The sequence below is a fragment of the Cellulomonas sp. CW35 genome (genome assembly GCF_052378485.1).
GTDB classification, from domain to species: domain Bacteria; phylum Actinomycetota; class Actinomycetes; order Actinomycetales; family Cellulomonadaceae; genus Cellulomonas; species Cellulomonas uda.
The window spans coordinates 188,058-206,456 of sequence record NZ_CP199000.1 but is presented as its reverse complement, the minus strand read 5'-3'; the positions used below and the strand labels follow the sequence as shown (position 1 = coordinate 206,456).

The following is an 18,399-nucleotide window of genomic DNA, read 5'->3' as shown; positions in this document are numbered from 1 at the left end:
AGCCGGCCGTCCGCGCCATGCTCAGCGCATGACCGAACCGCAGCAGGAGCCGCGCAGCCCCGGCGCGGCCTTCCGGGAGACGTTCGCGCGCGAGCTGCGCGCAGGCGCGCGGGACGCCGTCCGGGACACCGCGCGCGGGTTCTGGCAGGACCTGCTCGTCGGCGTGCTCGTGCTCGTGGTCCTCCTCGTGCTCGTCGGGGGCGGCGCCGCGCTCGGCTCGGCGATCGGCGCGGGCGCGGTCGTCGGCGCCCTCGTCGGGGCCGGGCTGTTCGCCGTCGTCGCCGTCGTCTGCTTCGTCACGGGCGGCATCGACGGCATACGCACGCTGCGCGGCGAGCGCCGCCGCTGACGACCGGCGCGACCGGCGCGCGCCTCGTCGGTCGGCTCACGCCACGGCGTCGGCACCTCGGCACCCGACCAGGCACCCCAGGCACCCCAGGCGCGGTCAGCGCGCCGGGACCGCCCGCACGGACGCCCACGCGCGCAGCTCGGCGACCCGCTCGGCCATGACCACCGCGAGCGGGCGGGTCGCGCGCAGCTCGGCGAGCACCGCGGCCGCGTCCATCGGCACGCCGCGCGCGTGCGCCACGTACGTCGCGGACACCACCGCCTGCTCGATCTCCGCCCCCGAGAACGCCTCGGACGCCCCGACGAGCGGCACCACGTCCTCGTCGCGCAGCTCCAGCCCGCGGCGCGACGCGTGCAGCCGCAGCAGCGCGGCGCGCGCCCGCGCGTCGGGCAGGTCGACGAAGAACAGCTCGTCGAAGCGGCCCTTGCGGACCAGCTCGGGCGGGAGCGCGGAGATGTCGTTGGCGGTCGCGGTGACGAACACCGGTGAACGCCGCTCCGCGAGCCACGTGAGGAACGTGCCGAGCACGCGCCGCGCCGAGCCGCCGTCGCCGTCGGACGACGCGACGGCCTTCTCGATCTCGTCGACCCACAGCACGCACGGCGCGAGCGCGTCGGCCGCCGCGAGCGCGTCCCGCAGCCGGCGCTCGGACTCGCCGACGTACTTGTCGTGCACGCCCGCGAGGTCGAGCCGCAGCAGCGGCACCCCGAGGATCGACGCCGCGGCGCGCGCCGCGAGCGACTTGCCGCACCCCTGCACCCCGACGAGCAGCACGCCGCGCGGAGCCTCGAGGTGCGGCGCCGAGCCGTCGACGGCGGGGCGGCGCAGCGTGAGCCACGCGACCACGCGGTCGAGGCCGACGACGTCGTCGGGACCCACCGTCGCGTACTCGTAGGACAGCACACCGTCCGCCGCGAGCGCGTCGAACCGCGCGCGCTCGACGACCGGCACGTCGCGGTGCGTGATCGCGCCGTCGTCGACCACCGCGCCGCGCGCGAGCCGCGCCACGTCGCTGCGGCACAGCCCGGCGAGCCGCCGCACGAGCAGGTCCCGCGCGTGCGGGTCGACCTGCGGGAACGCCCCGACGGCGCGCGACCAGGCGTGCACGGTCTCGTCGACGATCGCGGCCCGCTCGGCAGCCGTGGGGAACGCGACGGGGACGCGCACCGCGAGGTGCTCGAGCTCGCGCGGCAGGTCGAGCGCCCGGGACACGAGCACGATCGTGCTGCGGTGCTCGGCCGGCGCCTGCGCGGCGTCCTTGAGCAGCCGCACGACGACCGGGTCGTCGAACCAGGGGTGCAGGTCGAGCAGCACGTAGGTGGCGTTCGCACCGCTCTCGACGATGCCGCGCAGCATCGTCGTCGCGTCCGCGTTGTGCCGCTGCACCGAGCCGAGGTCCACGTCGAGCCGGCGCAACCCCTCGGTCACGCTCCACCGGAACACCGGGCGGCTGCCCGGACCGGCCGCCGCGCTGCGCACGACGAGCGCGACGGCGGCCTCCTCGTCGGCGGTCTCCAGCACGACGACGGGCGTGCGCGCTGCGATGAGGGCCGCGACGTCGTCGCGCGTTCCGTCCGGGACCACGCGGCGACGATAGCGCCCCGCCCTCCACATCCCCGGTGGGGTCGTGCATCTGTCGGTGGGTCGCGCAGATGACCGCGCGACCTACCGACAGACGCACGACCCAGCGAGGGAGGCGCGAGTGGGTGGGGGCGGGCGGGGGTGGAGCGGGGGAGGCGGGGTCAGGTGGTGAGGGTGAGGCCTAGGTAGGCGGTGGTGAGGCTTGCTGCGAGCATGGCGGCGGCGTGCAGGACGGCGGCGCGGGCGCGGCCGGCGCGCAGCAGGCGCGCGGCCTCGACGCTCGCGGTCGAGAACGTCGAGTAGCCGCCCAGGAAGCCGACGCCGAGCACCTCGCCCACCTCGCTGCCGGACGTGAGCCCCCCGGCCACCAGGCCCAGCAGGAAGCACGCCGTCACGTTCACGACGAACGTGCCCGCCGGGACCGGCAGCCGGCGGCTGCGCCGGGCGACGAACGAGTCGACCTCGAACCGCGCGACCGCCCCCAGCCCGCCCGCGAGGGCCAGCAGCAGCGCGGTCACGCCGCGCCCTCCTGCGCACGCCGGGCCCGGGCACGACGGTGCGCGCGGTCGGCGAGGGCCAGGCCCAGCGCCGCGACGAGCACCCCGACGACCACGCTGACCAGCGGGTACGCGAACGCCGGCAGCGACTCGCCGTCGTCGGCCAGCCGGTGCACCTCGAGCACGAACGTGCTGTAGGTGGTGAACCCGCCGAGCACCCCGGTGCCGCAGCCGAGCCGCACGGCCCGCCGCCAGCCCTCGTCGGCGCCGCGTCCGGCGAGGGCGCCCAGCAGCAGCCCGAGCGCGAACGACCCGACGACGTTGATCGCGAACGTGACCCACGGCCACCCGGTCGGCTGCGCGAGCGCGTGCTCGAGCGCGGCCCGCGCGGACGTGCCGAGCGCGCCACCGACGAGCACGAGCCCGACGAGCCCCAGGTGCTCCCGGCGGCTCATGCGCGCGCCCGTCGACGGGACCGGCTGGTGCGTCACGAGGCCTCCGGCGCACGGCGCCAGGGGTTGGCGGGGTCGGTCGCGGTCGGTGCGGCGGTGACCCGGACCGCGTACGTCGGCACGGCGGCCTCGACCGTGCCCAGGTACTCGTGGCCCGTCATGCGGCACCAGACCGGCAGGTCGATGGGCGCGACGGGGTCACTCGTCGACAGGTGCACGACCGTGCCCTCGGCGAGCTCGGCGACCCGCGCGCGCAGCAGCACGAGCAGGCGTGCGCACCCCAGGTCCCCGCCCTCGATCACCACCACGTCCGGCACGGCCCAGATCTTCCCATCCCATGCGACTTTCGCGATGCTGTGCGCCATGGGTCGAGGATCGAGGTGGCCGGCCGTAGGCGTGGTGTCCGGGCTCGTCGTCGCGGCGGTCGGCGCGGCGTCGATCTGGTTCACCCTGAGCGGGGGGCGCACGTCGACGGAGGTCGACTGGTCCGCGTACTCGCAGGGGAGCATGGTGGCCGTGAGCTCCGACGGGCCGTGGGACGGGTCATGGCTGGTGTCGCGCGCGAACCCTCTGCTGCTCTGGGGGGGCGCGGCGCTCGTCGCGCTGGGCTCGGCGAGCGTCGGCGCGGCCACGGGTGTCGCCCTTGTCCGTCGGGCCGGGTCGTGACGGCCCGGCCGCTCGGCGCTCGCGCATCCGCCGCCGTGCTGGCGGTGCTCGCGGCGGTGCTGGTGGTCGCGGGGGTGGTCGTGGTGCGGGCCGCGACGGCGACCGAGGTGGTCACGGGGTCGTCGCTGGTCGTGGGCGGGACCTCGGTGGGATGGGCCGAGCTCGCCCAGGCCGATTCGGTACCCGACGAGCCCGAGCCGGCACCGGGGGACTTCCTCCCGGCGGGCATCACGCTCCTGGCGGCGGGCGGCGCGTCGGGCGGGCTGCTCGCAGGCGCGGTGTTCGCGAGTCGGACCAGCGCGCGCACGACACGCTGAACCCGCGGTGCCTCGCGCGCGAGCGGACGCGCCCGACCTTCCCCACCTGAACGGGCTCCGTCATGCTGTGCGCATGAGCGATCGGTGGCAGGCGCGCGCGATGCTGGCGGCGGTGGTGTTCGGGCTGGTGGTCGCGCTCGTCGGCGCGGTCCTGCTGTGGTGGTCCCTGCGGGTGGACGCCGCCGAGTACACGGTCGGCTGGTTCGCATACAGCCCCATGTCGGCGGTCGTGTCGGACGGGGACACCGTGGCCGAGCTCGACCAGGTCGACGGGGTCGGTCCGCTCGGGCCTGACCCGCTGGTCTGGGTGGGTGTCGCTCTCGTCGGTGCCGGTGCCGGCCTCGCAGGGCTGTTCGGTGGCCTCACGCTCGCGCGTCGCAGCACGTCAACCGCCGTGTGAACGGTCACAATGCGGGCCATGAACGCGCACCTCTCGCCGTCCGTCGGCGTCGTCCTGCCCCGTGACCTGCCTGCCGCAGACGTCCTGCCGTTCGCGCGCCGCGCCGACGAGCTGGGGTTCGCCGAGCTCTGGGTCGTCGAGGACCTCGGCTTCCGCGGCGGGGTCGCGCAGGCCGCGGCAGTGCTCGCCGCCACGGAGAACCTCCACGTCGGCATCGGCATCCTGCCCGCCGCGGTGCGCAACGCGGCGTTCACCGCGATGGAGGCCGCGACGCTCGCGCAGCTCTTCGGGGGCCGGGTGACGATCGGCCTCGGCCACGGGATGCCCGGGTGGATGCGGTCCGCCGGTGTGTGGCCCGCGCGGCCGCTGACGTTCCTGACGGCCTACACGCGCGCACTGCAGGCGCTGCTGCGCGGCGAGACGGTGTCCGACGAGATGCTGGGCCTCACCGACGTCGCACTGGAGCCGTCGTCCTTGCCGGACGTGGTGCCGGACGTGCTGCTCGGCGTCCGCGGGCCACGGTCGCTCGCGGCTGCGGGGCGGGTCGCGCAGGGCACGGTCCTGGCCGAGCCGACGACACCCCAGTACGTGCGCGCCGCACTCGCGCAGGCCGCGCCCGCGGGGCCGCACCGGGTCGTGGGCTACAACGTCGGGGCGGTGGCCGACGACGCCGCGACCGCGCTGGCCACCGCACGCCCCGGCCTGGAGTGGATCGGTGAGCCCGACTGGGCATCGCACCTCGTCGGGCTCCCGTTCGCCGAGGACCTCGCCCGTCTGCGGGCGGACGCCGGCACCCGCGAGGCGTTCGCGGCGGCGCTGCCCGACGCGTGGGTCGCGCAGCTCGCGCTCGCCGGGACGCCGGACCAGGTGCGCGCTCGGCTCGCCGAGCTCGGCGCGGCGGGCCTGACGTCGTCACTCATGTTCCCCGCGGGCCCGGACCCGGTGGCGGCGCTCACGTCGCTCGCGCGCATCGTGTGACGTTCCCGCGGTCGGCGCCGCGGGCGGTGTGACCCGCGTCGCCCGGGCTTCCCGCCGTGTCGCGGCCCGGCCTAGCATCGGCCGCATGACGGGCTCGGCTCCCGGGCCTGCGAGCCACGGTCACCACCACCACCACGAGGACGCGAACCGCACGCGCCTCGCGGTCGCGTTCGCCATCACCGCGACGATCCTGGTCGCGCAGGCCGTGGGCGCGCTGCTGACCGGCTCGCTCGCGCTGCTCGTCGACACCGCGCACATGCTCACCGACGCGGCGGGCCTCGCGATCGCGCTCGTCGCCGCGACGCTCGCGGCCCGCCCGCCCACGCCGCGCCGCACGTGGGGGTTCCGACGCGCGGAGGTGCTCGCGGCGCTCGCGCAGTCGGCGGTGCTGCTCGCGGTGGGCGTGTACGTGCTGGTCGAGGGCGTGCAGCGGCTGGTCGAGCCGCCCGAGATCCCGGCGCGCGAGCTCGTCGTGTTCGGCGTGATCGGTCTCGTCGGGAACCTCGTGTCGCTCGCGGTGCTCGCGGGCGCCCGCTCGGCGAACCTCAACCTGCGCGCGGCGTTCCTCGAGGTCCTCAACGACGCGCTCGGGTCGGTCGGCGTGATCGTCGCGGCGGTCGTCATCGCGACGACCGGGTGGCTGCAGGCCGACGCGGTCGCGGGTCTGCTCATCGGCGCGCTGATCGTGCCGCGCGCGGTGACGATCCTGCGCGAGGCGACGTCGGTGCTGCTCGAGACGACCCCGCCGGGCCTCGACCTCGACGACGTGCGCCGCCACCTGCTCGACGTGGACCACGTGCTCGAGGTGCACGACCTGCACGCGTCGCTCATCGCGACCGGCCTTCCGGTGCTGTCCGCGCACGTCGTCGTCGACGCGCCGTGCTTCACCTCAGGGCACGTGCCGCACATCCTGGACACGCTGCAGGAGTGCGTCGCGTCGCACTTCGACGTGTCGGTCGAGCACTCGACGTTCCAGATCGAGCCGGCGGCGCACGCGGAGCACGAGGCCCCCGGCCACCCGTAGCCGGCGTCAGCCGACGAGCGCGCCGATCGCCCGCAGCTCGTCGGCCGTCGGGAACGCGAAGTCGTCGAGCGTGAGCGCGACCTCGAACGGGCTGGTCGGCTTGGCGGCGCGGATCGCACCGTCGAGGTCCGGCGGCGTCGTCCACGGCAGCCCGACGGACGCGACGTAGTCGCGGTACTTGAGCTCGGGCTCCGGCGTCAGCGGCGCGACGAGCGTGCAGGGGCGGCCCAGCGCGTGCGCGAAGATCAGGCCGTGCAGCGAGGACGAGTACACGTGCTCGGCGCGCAGGATCTCGCGCACCAGCTCGCGCGGCGTGCAGTCGATGTCGATGACGGCGACGTCCGTGCGGTCCGCGTACTGCGGGCGCTCGCGGTAGTGCGGCACGAACACGACGCGCCCCGGCTCGGCCGGCACGGACGCGACGAGGTCGGCGTACATGACGCGCACCAGCAGGCCCGGGTCGTACTGGTAGCGGATGCCGCTCACGTCGTACCCGGCCTCGCGGACCGCCTCGAACGTCAGCGGGCCGCGCACGCCGAGGAACCGCACCCCGGGGTTCTCGCTCGCGAGCGGGATGGGCGAGCCCTTGTGCCCGACGCCGGAGACGACGTCGCCCGGCAGCACGCGGTGCACGATCGACCCCACGAGCAGCAGACGGCCGCCGTTGTGCGCGGCGTTGCGCAGCTGCGCCCCGTACAGGTACTCCGCGAGGTCCCGGTTGAACACGTCCCCCGCGTTGCCGGCACGCCACGCGGCGCTCGTGCCGTTCTTGGTCGCGTCCCAGTAGAACGTCCTCAGCTCCACAGCTTCTGGCTCGCCTTCACGATTCCGGGCTTCTTGTCGTTGATGCCGTACCCGAGCAGGAACTCGCCGCCGACCTTGGTGATGCCGGAGAAGTACGTGGCGGAGAACAGGCGCGGGTTGTGCCGGCGGCGGTGCGGGAGCAGCGACGACCACGAGTGGACGAACCGGCGGCGGCCCAGGCGGACCGTCGCCTCGGGCCGGCCCAGGTCGGTGAACGTCGCGGGGCGGCCCATGTAGAGCAGGCGGCCCGTGTGCTTGAGCAGGATGAGCGGCTCGACCTGGTAGACCACGCCGATCCCGCCGTCGGGGTGCACGAAGAACACCCAGTTCTTCTCCTGCCGGGGGCGCTTGTGCACGACGCAGCGCTGCGGCGGGCACAGCTCGGGCGCGACGCGCATGACGTAGATGTCGTTCTTCGCCTCGCCCTTGACCGAGCCGGTGTTGAACGTGACGTACGCACGGCCGCTCACGACGAACAGCTTGGGGTCGGCCACGACCGTGACGCCGTGCGCGGCGCCGTGCGCGGTGAGGTCGACGATCTCGGCCGGGTTCGAGCCGTCCAGGTCGACCGACGTGTATTAGGAGCGGAACGGCCGCTGCGCCTCGGGGTGCGGCAGCGCACGCCACGCGACGTGCAGCCGCGAGCCGATGCGGACCACCGAGACGTTGAAGACGTTGCTCTGGCCCGCGCCGGCCGTCAGCTCCCGCAACCAGCCGACGCGGTCGGAGTCCGTCCGTCGACCGACGAAGTGAAGGTTGCGCATCGCGCGTAGGGAGGGCACGCCGTGAGATTCCTGTCCACCGTGGAGGCCCGGACCGCCCGAGCGGGGTCAGACTACCGGGCGGCCGAGCGGCCCCCGAGGGGTGTCCGGGAGCCGCGTCAGGTCACGCCGGAGGCGTGCGGTCCTCGCGCGGCAGCCGCCACAGCGTGTAGCCGAGCGCGAGCAGCGCGGTCAGCACGAGCAGCACCAGCCCGACGGTGTAGGAGTGCGCGGCCTCGTCGTACGTCGCCCCCATCACGAGCGGCGGGAAGTACCCGCCCAGCCCGCCGGCGGCGCCGACGACGCCCGTGACCGCACCGACGCGGTCGGCGGGTGCCCGCCGTGCGACCCACGCGAACACGCCACCCGCACCGAGGCCCAGGAAGAACGCCATGAGGACGATGACGGCACCCGCGGGGATCTCCGGGGCGGGCTTCAGCGCCATGACGACCGCGCACGCGGCGGCACCCGCGAGGGACGTGACGACGACGAGCTTGGGGTGCGTGCGGTCCGAGAGCACCCCGCCGATCGGGCGGGCGACCACGGCCGCGATCGCGAACCCCGCGGTCCGCGTGCCCGCGCCCGCGAGGTCGAAGTCGTAGACGTCCTTGAGGTACGTCGGCAGGTAGGTGGAGAACGCGACGAACCCGCCGAACGTCACGGCGTACAAGAACGACATCTGCCACGTGACACCGAGCCGCACGGCCGCCGCGAGCTTCGGCAGGACCGCCTGCGTGCTGGGGGTCCAGCCCGGCGCGTCCCGCGCGAGCAGCCAGACCACCGCGCCCGTGACCGCGAGCGCGACCGCGAGGATCACGTGCGCGGTGACGTACCCGAACCACTCGACGAACCGCGGCGTGAAGAACGCCGACAGCGCCGTGCCGCCCATGCCCGCACCGAACACGCCCGTCGCGAAGCCGCGCCGCGCGGGCTCGTACCAGGCGTTGACGAAGGGCACGCCCGCCGCGAACGACGTGCCCGCGATGCCGAGCAGGAAGCCGAACACGAGCAGCAGCGCGTAGGACTCGCGCTCACCGGCCCACGCGACGAGCAGCACGGGCGGCACCGACGCGACGCACAGCACCGAGAGCATGACGCGCCCGCCGTAGCGGTCGGTGAGCGCCCCGACCGGGATCCGCCCCACCGCACCCACGAGCACGGGCGTCGCGACGAGCAGCGACTTCTGGCTCGCCGAGAGCCCGAGCTGCTCGGTGTACCGGACCGCGAGCGGTCCGACGACCGCCCAGGCCCAGAACGTGATGGCGAACGCCCAGGTCGCGAGCGCGAGGTTGCGCGCGCGGCCCTGGGTGGTCGCGGTGGTGGCGGCGCTCGTCGTCGAGGTGCTCATGAGCCGGCTCCCGGTCGCAGGGGTCGTCAGCGGTGGGTGGAGGTGTCGCGGTCGCGCGTGCCGACGGGGTCCCACCCGCGCCGCGGCGCGGACGCACCGGGCGTGGGACGGCGGTCACGGCTGCGGTAGACCACGTACGGGCGGAACAGGTAGTGCAGGGGTGCGGTGAACGCGTGCACGAGCCGTGTGAACGGGAACAGCAGGATCAGCGCGAGCCCGAGCAGCACGTGCACGTGGAACTGCAGCGACGCGCCGGCCATGGCGTCGACGTCGGGTCGCAGCGTGAACAGCGAGCGGAACCACACCGAGACGGACGTGCGGTAATCGTGCGTGTCGTGGCCCTGGGAGAAGGCGATCACGGTCGTCGCGAGCCCCGTGCAGATCGCGAACACCAACGCCGCGTACATGAGCTTGTCGTTGCGCGTCGTCGCCATGAAGACCGGACCGGTGCGCCGACGCCGCACGATGAGGATCACGATGCCGGTGAGCGTGCAGATCCCCGCGACCGACCCGATCCACAGCGCACCGGCGTGGTACGTCTCCTGGTCGACGCCCACCGCGTCCGTCCACGACTCGGGGATCAGCAGGCCGACCGCGTGCCCGACGATCACGAACAGCAGACCGAAGTGGAACAGGGGCGAGCCGATGCGCAGCAGCCGCGACTCGTACAGCTGCGAGGAGCGCGTGGTCCAGCCGAACTGGTCGTACCGGTACCGCCAGACGAGGCCGCCGACGAACGTCACGACGACGAGGTAGGGCAGCACACCCCACAGGACGACGTCCATCAGGACCTCCCGGACTCGGTGAGCGGCAGCAGCCGCGGGTCGGCCGCGTCGAGACCGACGCTCTCGGTGGGTGGGCCCGCCGACGCCATGCGGTGCACGGCCGCCTTGTCGGCGGGCGACGGGCCGGGCAGCGTGGCGCACACCGCCTCGAGCAGGCCCGCGTACGGCGTGCCCGCCTCGATCAGCGCGAACCGGGTGAGCTCGAGGCTCGCGCGGTACTCCTGCAGCAGCGCCGCACCGTCGTCGGGGTCCGCGAGCGCCGCGTACTCCAGCACGAGCGGCAGGTGGTCGGGCAGCTCCCCGCGGGTGTCCACCAGGAAGCCCGACGCGCGGTAGCGCTCCTTGAACGCGGCGAGCACCTCACCGCGACGGCGCGTGTCGCCGTCCGTCCAGTACGACAGGTACAGGGCCTGCTTGCGGGACAGGTCGAACAGGTGCACGTAGTCCGACTGCAGGCGCGGCAGGGGCGTCGTGGTCGCGTGGTCCAGGAACGTGCGCAACCCGTCGCGCGCCCGCCCGCCGCCCAGCTCGTCGACCGCGGCGGCGAGCAGCGGCAGGCGCTCGACGAGCGCCTCGTCCGGGTACGCGAGGCACCAGGACGCCACCTGGTGCACGACGCGCGTGGCCGCGCCCGGGAGCGCGCTCGTCGACGTGGCCGACGAGCGGCGGGTGCGCAGCCTCATCGCGCGTCCTCCTCGTCGCGCACCGGGTGGTCCGTCGGGTCGTCGCGACCCTCGGTGGCGATGGCCTCGTCGGCGCTCTCCGGCGGTCCGTCCTTGCGGGGGAACAGCCCGGGCGGGGTCCCGACGCCGTCCCAGTTCAGGAGGTTGACCCGGCCGCGCATCTCGTCGGACGGCGCGATGCCCTCCGACGTCTGGCGCTGGCGCAGCGCGTGGAACGTCTCGACCGCGACCGGGACCGGCCGGCCCGACGCCTCGCCGAACGCCGCCGACTCGTACATGCCCGGGCCCTCGTCGTAGTCGAGCGAGCAGCCCAGCTCCTCCAGCTCGTGGCCGCGCTCCTCGTGCGCCTTGGGGATGACGTAGCGCTCGTCGTACTTCGCGATCGCGAGCAGCCGGTACATCGCGTACATCGCCTGCCCGGTCATGCCCACCGCGTTCGGGATCGACTCGTCGGCACCCTCGTCGAGCGTGATGCCGCGCAGGTAGGACCGCATCGCCGCGAGGCGCCGGAGCACGCCCGTGACGACCTCGGTGTCGCCCGCCGTGAACAGCTCCGCGAGGTACTCCACCGGGATGCGCAGCGCCTCGATCGCGCCGAACAGGGTGCCCGGGTCCTCGGCGTCGTGCCCCTGCTCACGCAGCAGGTCCACCACCGGCGACAGCGGCGGGACGTACCAGACCATCGGCATCGTGCGGTACTCGGGGTGCAGCGGCAGCGCCACGCGGTACGTCTTGGCGAGCGCGTACACCGGGCTGCGCCGCGCCGCGTCGATCCAGTCCGCCGGGATGCCCTGCTCGCGCGCCGCCGCGACGACCGCGGGGTCCTGCGGGTCGAGCATCAGGTCGAGCTGCGCCTCGTACAGGTCCTTCTCGTCGGGCACCGACGCGGCCTGCGTCACGCGGTCCGCGTCGTACAGGAACACCCCGATGTACCGCAGCCGGCCCACGCACGTCTCCGCGCACACCGTCGGCAGACCGACCTCGAGCCGCGGGTAGCAGAACGTGCACTTCTCGGCCTTGCCGGTCTTGTGGTTGAAGTAGATCTTCTTGTACGGGCAGCCCGTGACGCACTGGCGCCAGCCGCGGCAGCGGTCCTGGTCGACGAGCACGATGCCGTCCTCGGCGCGCTTGTAGATCGCACCCGACGGGCACGACGCCATGCACGACGGGTTGAGGCAGTGCTCGCAGATGCGCGGCAGGTAGAACATGAACGTCCGCTCGAGCTCGAAGCGGATCTTGTCCTCCGACTCGCGCCGCACCTTCTCGACGATCGGGTCGAGGTGGCCCATCTCGTGCGTGCCGCCCAGGTTGTCGTCCCAGTTGGCCGACCACGTGATCTTGGTGTCCTCGCCCGTGATCAACGACTTCGGCCGCGCCACGGGGAAGTCGTCGCCCAGCGGCGCCTCGACCAGACGCTCGTAGTCGTACGTCCACGGCTCGTAGTAGTCGTTCAGCTCGGGCTGCACGGGCGAGGCGAAGATCGACAGCAGGCGCCTGCCGCGCGAGCCCGTGCGCAGCGTCAGACGTCCGCGCTTGTTGAGCGTCCACCCGCCGCGCCAGCGGTCCTGGTCCTCGTACCGGCGCGGGTACCCCTGCCCGGGGCGGGTCTCGACGTTGTTGAACCACACGTACTCGACGCCGGCACGGTTCGTCCACGCCTGCTTGCACGTCACCGAGCAGGTGTGGCACCCGATGCACTTGTCGAGGTTCATCACCATGGCGACCTGGGCCATCACGCGCATGTCGTCGTCCTCCTCAGTACTCGACGTCCTGCGAACGACGACGGATCGTCGCGACGATGTCCCGCTGGTTGCCCGTCGGACCGAGGTAGTTGAACGCGTACGACAGCTGCGCGTACCCCCCGATCAGGTGCGTCGGCTTGACCAGCAGCCGGGTCACCGAGTTGTGGATGCCGCCGCGCCGGCGCGTCTTCTCCGTCTTCGGGACGTCGATCGTGCGCTCCTGCGCGTGGTGCACGAACACCACGCCCTCCGGCATGCGGTGCGAGACGATCGCCCGCGCGACGTAGATGCCGTTCGCGTTCGAGCACTCCACCCACTCGTTGTCCTTCGCGCCGATCGCGTCGGCGTCCGCGGGGCTCATCCAGCACGTCGGGCCACCGCGGGACAACGAGAGCATCAGCAGGTTGTCCTGGTACTCCGAGTGGATCGACCACTTGTTGTGCGGCGTCAGGAACCGCACCGTCACCTGCTTCGACCCGTCCGGGCCGAGCTCCGGCTCGCCCAGCAGGCGGTGCAGGTCCAGCGGCGGGCGGTAGATCGGCAGAGCCTCGCCCAGGTCCTTCATCCAGCCGTGGTCGAGGAACAGGTGCATGCGGCCCGTGAGCGTGTGCCACGGCTTGAGCCGCTCCACGTTGAGCGTGAACGGCGCGTACCGCCGCCCGCCCGTCTCCGAGCCCGACCACTCCGGCGACGTGATGACCGGCACCGGCCGCGCCTGCGTGTCGGGGAACGTGATCCGCTTCTCCTCCGAGCCCTCCGCGAGGTCGTGCAGCTCCTTGCCGACCCGCCGCTCGAGCGAGCGGAAGCCCTGCGTCGCGAGCTCGCCGTTCGTCGTCCCGGACAGCGCCAGGATCGCCTCCGCGAGCTTGACGTCCGTGTCCAGCGCCGGGCGTCCGTCACCCGCACCGCCGAGCATCACGCCGTTCGCACGGGCCAGCCGCTCCACCTCGTGCTCGAGCCGGAACGTCACGTTCTTCACCGTGAAGCCCAGCGTGGACGCCAGCGGGCCCAGCGACCCGAGCTTGTCCGCGATCGCCGTGTAGTCGCGCTCGACCACCTGGAGCACCGGCATCGTCACGCCCGGCACCGCGGGCGCGTCCCCCCGCCGCCAGTCCCCGCCGATCCCGCCGTCCCGCGGCGCCTCGCCCGGGGTGTCGTGCTGCATCGGCACGCTCACCAGGTCGTGCCGCACCCCCAGGTGCGTACGCGCCAGCTCCGAGAACCGGCGCGCCACCAGGTGGAACGCGTCGAAGTCGCTGCGCGCCTCCCACGGCGGGTCGATCGCCGGGGAGAACGCGTGCACGAACGGGTGCATGTCCGTCGAGGACAGGTCGTGCTTCTCGTACCAGGTCGCGGCCGGCAGCACGACGTCCGAGAGCATCGTCGTCGACGTCATCCGGAAGTCCGCGCTGACCAGCAGGTCGAGCTTGCCCTCCGGGATGTCGTCACGCCACGTCACGTCGCTCGGCCGCGCCGTCGGCTCCGGCGCCGCGACGTTCGAGTGCGTGCCCAGCAGGTACTTCAGGAAGTACTCGTCACCCTTCGCGCTCGAGCCCAGCAGGTTCGAGCGCCACAGCACCAGCGTCCGCGGCCAGTTCTCCGGCGCGTCGACGTCCTCCACCGCGAACCGCAGCGCACCGTCCTTGAGCTGCCCCGCGACGTGCGCCGCCGGGTCCGGCGCCGCGCCCTGCTCGGTGGCCGCGCGCGCCTCGTCGGCCAGGTCCAGCGGGTTGCGGTCGAACTGCGGGTAGAACGGCATCCAGCCGGCGCGCGCCGACGCGGCGATCGTGTCCGCGGTGTGCATGCCCGTCAGGTGGCCGTCCGCCATCGGCCACGCGAGCTCGTCGGCCGCGTACCCGTCGAACCGCCACTGGTCGGTGTGCATGTACCAGTACGACGTGCCCGTCATCGTGCGCGGCGGGCGCGACCAGTCCAGCGCGTTCGCGAGCGAGATCCACCCCGTCAGCGGGCGGCACTTCTCCTGGCCCACGTAGTGCGCCCACCCGCCGCCGTTGCGACCGAAGCAGCCCGTGAACGCCAGCAGCGCGAGGATCGCGCGGTACGTCGCGTCACCGTGGAACCACTGGCAGACGCCCGCGCCCATGATGATCATCGAGCGGCCGCCCGACTTCTCGGCGTTCGTCGCGAACTCGCGCGCGATGCGGGTGCACGCGTCCGCCGGGACCGACGTGTGCTGCTCCTGCCACGCGGGCGTGCAGCCCTGCGTCGGGTCGTCGTAGCCCGCGGGCCACTCGCCCGGCAGACCGTCGCGGCCCACGCCGTAGTGCGCGAGCGTCAGGTCGTACACCGTCGTGACCAGGTGGCCGTCCACGCGCGTCACCGGCACGCCGCGGCGCTGCACCGCGCCCGCGCCGCCGGGGTCGTCGAACCGGGGCAGCAGCACCTCGACGGCGGTCTGCGACGAGCCTGCGTCCGACGAGGCCGCGTCGCGGATGCTCAGCGCGGGCGTGACGCCCTCGAGGTCGAGGTTCCACCGGCCCTCGCCGGAGTCCGTGTAGCGGAAGCCCAGCGAGCCGTTGGGCACGACCGGCCGCCCGGTGGTCGCGTCCAGCAGCACGGTCTGCCACGCCGCGCCCTCCGCGTCGGGCGCGGTCACCGGGTCGGTCGCGTGCTCGTCGGACAGGTCCGTGGCGCGCAGGAACCGGCCCGGGACGTACGCGCCGTCACGCTCCTCGAGCGTCACCAGGAACGGCAGGTCGGTGTAGCGCGAGACGTAGTCGCGGAAGAACGGCACCTGACGGTCGACGAGGTACTCCCGCAGCACCACGTGACCCATCGCCATCGCGAGCGCGCCGTCCGTGCCGGCCGCGGCCGGCAGCCACTCGTCGGCGAACTTCGTGTTGTCCGCGTAGTCCGGCGAGACGGAGACGACCTTGGTGCCGCGGTAGCGCACCTCCGCCATCCAGTGCGCGTCGGGCGTGCGGGTGACCGGCACGTTCGAGCCCCACATCATGAGGTACGTCGCGTCCCACCAGTCACCCGACTCGGGGACGTCCGTCTGGTCGCCGAACATCTGCGGGGAGGCGACCGGGAGGTCCGCGTACCAGTCGTAGAAGCTCGTCATGACGCCGCCGATGAGCTGGATGAACCGCGTGCCCACCGCGTGCGACACCATCGACATCGCGGGGATCGGCGAGAACCCCGCGCACCGGTCGGGTCCGTACGTCTTGATCGTGTGCACGTGCGCGGCGGCCACCATCTCGACCGCCTCGTCCCAGCTCACGCGCACCAGGCCGCCCTTGCCGCGGGCCTGCTGGTAGCGGCGGCGCCTGTCCGGGTCGCCCGTGATCTGCGCCCACGCCTCGACCGGGTCGCCCAGGCGCGCCTTCGCCTCGCGGTACATCTCGACGAGCACACCGCGCGCGTAGGGGTAGCGCACGCGCGTCGGCGAGTACGTGTACCAGGAGAACGCGGCGCCGCGCGGGCAGCCGCGCGGCTCGTACTCGGGGCGGTCCGGCCCGACCGACGGGTAGTCGGTCTGCTGCGCCTCCCACGTGATGATCCCGTCCTTGACGTAGACCTTCCACGAGCACGAGCCCGTGCAGTTCACGCCGTGCGTGGACCTGACCACCTTGTCGTGGCGCCAGCGGTCCCGGTAGAACACGTCGCCGCGTCGTCCGCCCTCGCGGAACACGGCCCGGCCGTCGTCGGTCTCGTCCCAGCGCGAGAAGAACCGGCCGGCGCGCAGCAGCACGTCGGACGCCGGTCCGTCGAGGCCAGGGGTGTGCGGCTCTGCCATGGGTTCGAATGTAGTAATCGGTGTGATCCGCACCACCCGGGACGCACCGTGGAAAAGCACCGCGTTCGGAACGGGTCGCCCACGCCGGGGTGGGACGGTGCGCGCCCGGGCCGTCCGGCGCGACCGTGGCGATGCCCGCCGCACACGCGTGGGCAGACGCGCGGCCCGCGGGTACGTTGCCGCCATGACGCCCACGACGCTGCCCTCCGACGACGCCGGCTGGGCGTCGTTCCTCACGACGACCGTCGACGGTGCGCTCGACGAGGCGCGCACGCACCTCGCGACGCTCAAGGACGGCTCACCGCGCACCGCCGCCGAGGTGCTCGCCCTGTGGAACGCGTCCGACGACGCGCTCGCGCGGGCCTCCGCCGCCGCCCACCTCCTCGCCGAGGTGCACCCCGCCGCCGAGCTGCGCGAGGCCGCCGAGGCGCGCGCGCAGGCCGCCGAGGACCTGGCGACCGAGCGCGGCCTCGACCGTGCGCTGTTCGAGGCGTTCAGCGCGACCGACCCGGCGGGCCTCGACGACGACTCGGTCCGCCTGCACGCGCACGTGCTGCGCGACTTCCGCCGCGCGGGCGTCGACCGCTCCGCCGAGGAGCGCGAGCGGCTGCGAGCGCTCGCGCAGCGCTGCACCGAGCTCGGGCTGGAGTTCGCACGCAACATCCGGGAGGGCGCGCGCTCGATCCGGGTGCGACCCGAGCAGCTCGCGGGGCTGCCCGAGGACTTCGTCGCCGCCCGTCCCGCCGACGACGACGGGCTGATCACGCTCACCACCGAGTACCCCGACCTCATCCCGGTGCGGACGTACGCGCACGACGCGTCGGTGCGCCGCGCCCTGACCACCGAGTACCTGCGCATCGCGTACCCGGACAACGAGCCCGTGCTCGCCGAGCTGCTGCGCCTGCGCGACGAGCGCGCGCACCTGCTCGGCTACCCGGACTGGCCGACGTACGACGCCGAGGTCAAGATGATCGGCTCCGGCGCGGCGGTCGCCGAGTTCGTGGAGCGGCTCGACGCCCTCACCGCCGAGCCCGCCGCGCGCGACGTCGCGGTCCTGCTCGAGCGCCTGCGCGCCGACGACCCGTCCGCCGCCGCGGTGACCCCCGCGGACTCGCTGTACTACGACCAGGTCGTGCGCCGTGAGACGTACGACGTGGACGCGCAGGAGGTGCGCCGGTACTTCCGCTACGACAAGGTCCGCGACGGCGTCATGGCGACCGTCGGCCGCCTGCTCGGGCTGGCGTTCACGCGCGTCGACGCACCGTCCTGGCACGGGTCGGTCGAGGTGTACGACGTGCGGTCCGTGGACGCCGACGAGTCGCTGCTCGGCCGCTTCTACCTCGACATGCACCCCCGCGCGGGCAAGTTCAACCACGCCGCGCAGTTCACGCTCGTGCCGGGGGCGCGGGACTCACGCCTGCCCGAGGGCGTGCTGGTGTGCAACTTCCCCACCGGGAGCATGGAGCACGACGACGTGTGCACCTTCTTCCACGAGTTCGGCCACCTGGTCCACGAGATCGTCGGCGGCCACCAGCGGTACGCCGCGTTCACGGGCGTCGCGACCGAGTGGGACTTCGTCGAGGCGCCGTCGCAGCTGCTCGAGGAGTGGGCGTGGGACGCGGACGTGCTCGCGTCGTTCGCGACCGACGACGACGGCACCCCGATCCCCGCGTCGCTCGTCGCGCGGATGAACCGCGCCGACCGGTTCGGCCGCGGTGCGTGGACCCGCCGTCAGCTCAACTTCACCGCGCTGTCCTACGGCCTGCACGCCACACCGCCGGAGGACCTCGACGCGTTCACCGCGCAGGTCGACGAGCGGTTCGGCCCGTACGCGTCGCTGCCGGACACCCACCAGTTCACGGGCTTCGGGCACCTCGACGGGTACGGCTCGGCGTACTACACGTACCTGTGGTCGCTCGTGATCGCGAAGGACCTGCTCACCGCGTTCGACGGCGCGCTGATGGACGAGGCCGTGGGCCGCCGCTACCGGGACCTGGTCCTCGCGCCGGGCGGCAGCCGCGACGCCGCGGACCTGGTCGAGGACTTCCTGTCCCGCCCCCGCTCCTTCGACCCCTTCGAGTCCTGGCTCACCCCCACCACCCCCTGACCCCGCCGCTCGCGCCTCCCCAGGTGGGTCGCGCATCTCTCGGTAGGTCGCGCAGTCATCCGCACGACTCACCGACGAAGGCGCGACCCACCTGGAGACGCCCGACGAGGTGGCGCGGCGGGACACCGCCAACCGACCACAGGGC

The 18,399-nt window shown here is 73.6% G+C and carries 19 protein-coding genes; 7 read left to right on the top strand and 12 right to left on the bottom strand.

Annotated features, from left to right (window positions below; all coding sequences use genetic code 11):
• Positions 1 to 28 precede the first annotated feature (28 nt).
• Entirely contained in the window at positions 29 to 349 is a 321-nt protein-coding gene (locus ACT17Q_RS00915; RefSeq protein ID WP_444664068.1) for a hypothetical protein, read from the top strand.
• 96 nt (positions 350 to 445) lie between these two features.
• Here the strand turns inward: ACT17Q_RS00915 and ACT17Q_RS00910 are convergent, their stop codons facing one another.
• From ACT17Q_RS00910 to ACT17Q_RS00895, 4 genes are all read right to left on the bottom strand, one after another.
• Complete coding sequence (locus ACT17Q_RS00910; protein WP_444664066.1) at positions 446 to 1,933, bottom strand: AAA family ATPase; 1,488 nt, start codon at positions 1,931 to 1,933, stop codon at positions 446 to 448.
• A gap of 158 nt (positions 1,934 to 2,091) precedes the next feature.
• The gene (locus ACT17Q_RS00905) at positions 2,092 to 2,448 is read right to left on the bottom strand and encodes a fluoride efflux transporter FluC (RefSeq protein WP_444664064.1); all 357 of its coding nucleotides are present in this window, start codon (positions 2,446 to 2,448) and stop codon (positions 2,092 to 2,094) included.
• Entirely contained in the window at positions 2,445 to 2,918 is a 474-nt protein-coding gene (locus ACT17Q_RS00900; RefSeq protein WP_444664062.1) for a fluoride efflux transporter FluC, read from the bottom strand. The genes ACT17Q_RS00905 and ACT17Q_RS00900 overlap by 4 nt, the downstream gene beginning before the upstream one ends.
• Positions 2,915 to 3,244: a sulfurtransferase TusA family protein gene (locus ACT17Q_RS00895; protein WP_444664060.1), complete on the bottom strand. Its 330-nt coding sequence runs from the start codon at positions 3,242 to 3,244 to the stop codon at positions 2,915 to 2,917. Before ACT17Q_RS00895 ends, ACT17Q_RS00900 begins: the two co-directional genes overlap by 4 nt.
• Here ACT17Q_RS00895 and ACT17Q_RS00890 point away from each other — a divergent pair.
• The 5 genes from ACT17Q_RS00890 to ACT17Q_RS00870 all read left to right on the top strand — a co-directional run bounded on the left by ACT17Q_RS00890 (position 3,243) and on the right by ACT17Q_RS00870 (position 6,264).
• Positions 3,243 to 3,545 carry a hypothetical protein gene (locus ACT17Q_RS00890; RefSeq protein WP_444664058.1) on the top strand — a complete coding sequence of 101 codons (303 nt, stop codon included), beginning with the start codon at positions 3,243 to 3,245 and terminating at the stop codon, positions 3,543 to 3,545. The genes ACT17Q_RS00895 and ACT17Q_RS00890 overlap by 2 nt on opposite strands.
• Positions 3,542 to 3,862: a hypothetical protein gene (locus tag ACT17Q_RS00885; protein ID WP_268534566.1), complete on the top strand. Its 321-nt coding sequence runs from the start codon at positions 3,542 to 3,544 to the stop codon at positions 3,860 to 3,862. Before ACT17Q_RS00890 ends, ACT17Q_RS00885 begins: the two co-directional genes overlap by 4 nt.
• A gap of 73 nt (positions 3,863 to 3,935) precedes the next feature.
• A complete protein-coding gene (locus ACT17Q_RS00880; protein ID WP_268534563.1) occupies positions 3,936 to 4,262 on the top strand; it encodes a hypothetical protein in 327 nt (108 codons plus the stop codon).
• An 18-nt stretch (positions 4,263 to 4,280) separates the two neighbouring features.
• The gene (locus ACT17Q_RS00875) at positions 4,281 to 5,240 is read left to right on the top strand and encodes an LLM class flavin-dependent oxidoreductase (RefSeq protein ID WP_268534561.1); all 960 of its coding nucleotides are present in this window, start codon (positions 4,281 to 4,283) and stop codon (positions 5,238 to 5,240) included.
• An 85-nt stretch (positions 5,241 to 5,325) separates the two neighbouring features.
• Positions 5,326 to 6,264 carry a cation diffusion facilitator family transporter gene (locus tag ACT17Q_RS00870; protein WP_094181303.1) on the top strand — a complete coding sequence of 313 codons (939 nt, stop codon included), beginning with the start codon at positions 5,326 to 5,328 and terminating at the stop codon, positions 6,262 to 6,264.
• 6 nt (positions 6,265 to 6,270) lie between these two features.
• Here the strand turns inward: ACT17Q_RS00870 and ACT17Q_RS00865 are convergent, their stop codons facing one another.
• The 8 genes from ACT17Q_RS00865 to ACT17Q_RS00830 all read right to left on the bottom strand — a co-directional run bounded on the left by ACT17Q_RS00865 (position 6,271) and on the right by ACT17Q_RS00830 (position 16,147).
• Positions 6,271 to 7,068, bottom strand: a complete 798-nt coding sequence (locus tag ACT17Q_RS00865) for a polysaccharide pyruvyl transferase family protein (protein ID WP_444664055.1) — start codon at positions 7,066 to 7,068, stop codon at positions 6,271 to 6,273.
• On the bottom strand, positions 7,059 to 7,562 hold the full coding sequence (locus ACT17Q_RS00860) for a hypothetical protein (RefSeq protein WP_094181305.1): 504 nt from the start codon (positions 7,560 to 7,562) through the stop codon (positions 7,059 to 7,061). Before ACT17Q_RS00860 ends, ACT17Q_RS00865 begins: the two co-directional genes overlap by 10 nt.
• An 84-nt stretch (positions 7,563 to 7,646) precedes the next feature.
• Positions 7,647 to 7,832 carry a hypothetical protein gene (locus tag ACT17Q_RS00855; RefSeq protein ID WP_444664053.1) on the bottom strand — a complete coding sequence of 62 codons (186 nt, stop codon included), beginning with the start codon at positions 7,830 to 7,832 and terminating at the stop codon, positions 7,647 to 7,649.
• A gap of 121 nt (positions 7,833 to 7,953) precedes the next feature.
• Positions 7,954 to 9,177: an MFS transporter gene (locus ACT17Q_RS00850; protein ID WP_444664051.1), complete on the bottom strand. Its 1,224-nt coding sequence runs from the start codon at positions 9,175 to 9,177 to the stop codon at positions 7,954 to 7,956.
• A gap of 26 nt (positions 9,178 to 9,203) precedes the next feature.
• On the bottom strand, positions 9,204 to 9,962 hold the full coding sequence (gene narI, locus ACT17Q_RS00845; RefSeq protein WP_268534551.1) for a respiratory nitrate reductase subunit gamma: 759 nt from the start codon (positions 9,960 to 9,962) through the stop codon (positions 9,204 to 9,206).
• Positions 9,962 to 10,645, bottom strand: coding sequence for a nitrate reductase molybdenum cofactor assembly chaperone (gene narJ, locus ACT17Q_RS00840; RefSeq protein ID WP_094181308.1), 684 nt, complete (start codon positions 10,643 to 10,645; stop codon positions 9,962 to 9,964). Before narJ ends, narI begins: the two co-directional genes overlap by 1 nt.
• Positions 10,642 to 12,387, bottom strand: a complete 1,746-nt coding sequence (narH, locus tag ACT17Q_RS00835) for a nitrate reductase subunit beta (protein ID WP_232514484.1) — start codon at positions 12,385 to 12,387, stop codon at positions 10,642 to 10,644. Before narH ends, narJ begins: the two co-directional genes overlap by 4 nt.
• Positions 12,388 to 12,400: 13 nt before the next feature.
• On the bottom strand, positions 12,401 to 16,147 hold the full coding sequence (locus ACT17Q_RS00830; RefSeq protein ID WP_444664048.1) for a nitrate reductase subunit alpha: 3,747 nt from the start codon (positions 16,145 to 16,147) through the stop codon (positions 12,401 to 12,403).
• A 184-nt stretch (positions 16,148 to 16,331) separates the two neighbouring features.
• Here ACT17Q_RS00830 and ACT17Q_RS00825 point away from each other — a divergent pair, with 184 nt between their 5' ends.
• Positions 16,332 to 18,254 (top strand): M3 family metallopeptidase, encoded by a 1,923-nt coding sequence (locus ACT17Q_RS00825; RefSeq protein WP_444664046.1) that lies wholly within the window; start codon positions 16,332 to 16,334, stop codon positions 18,252 to 18,254.
• Positions 18,255 to 18,399 lie beyond the last annotated feature (145 nt).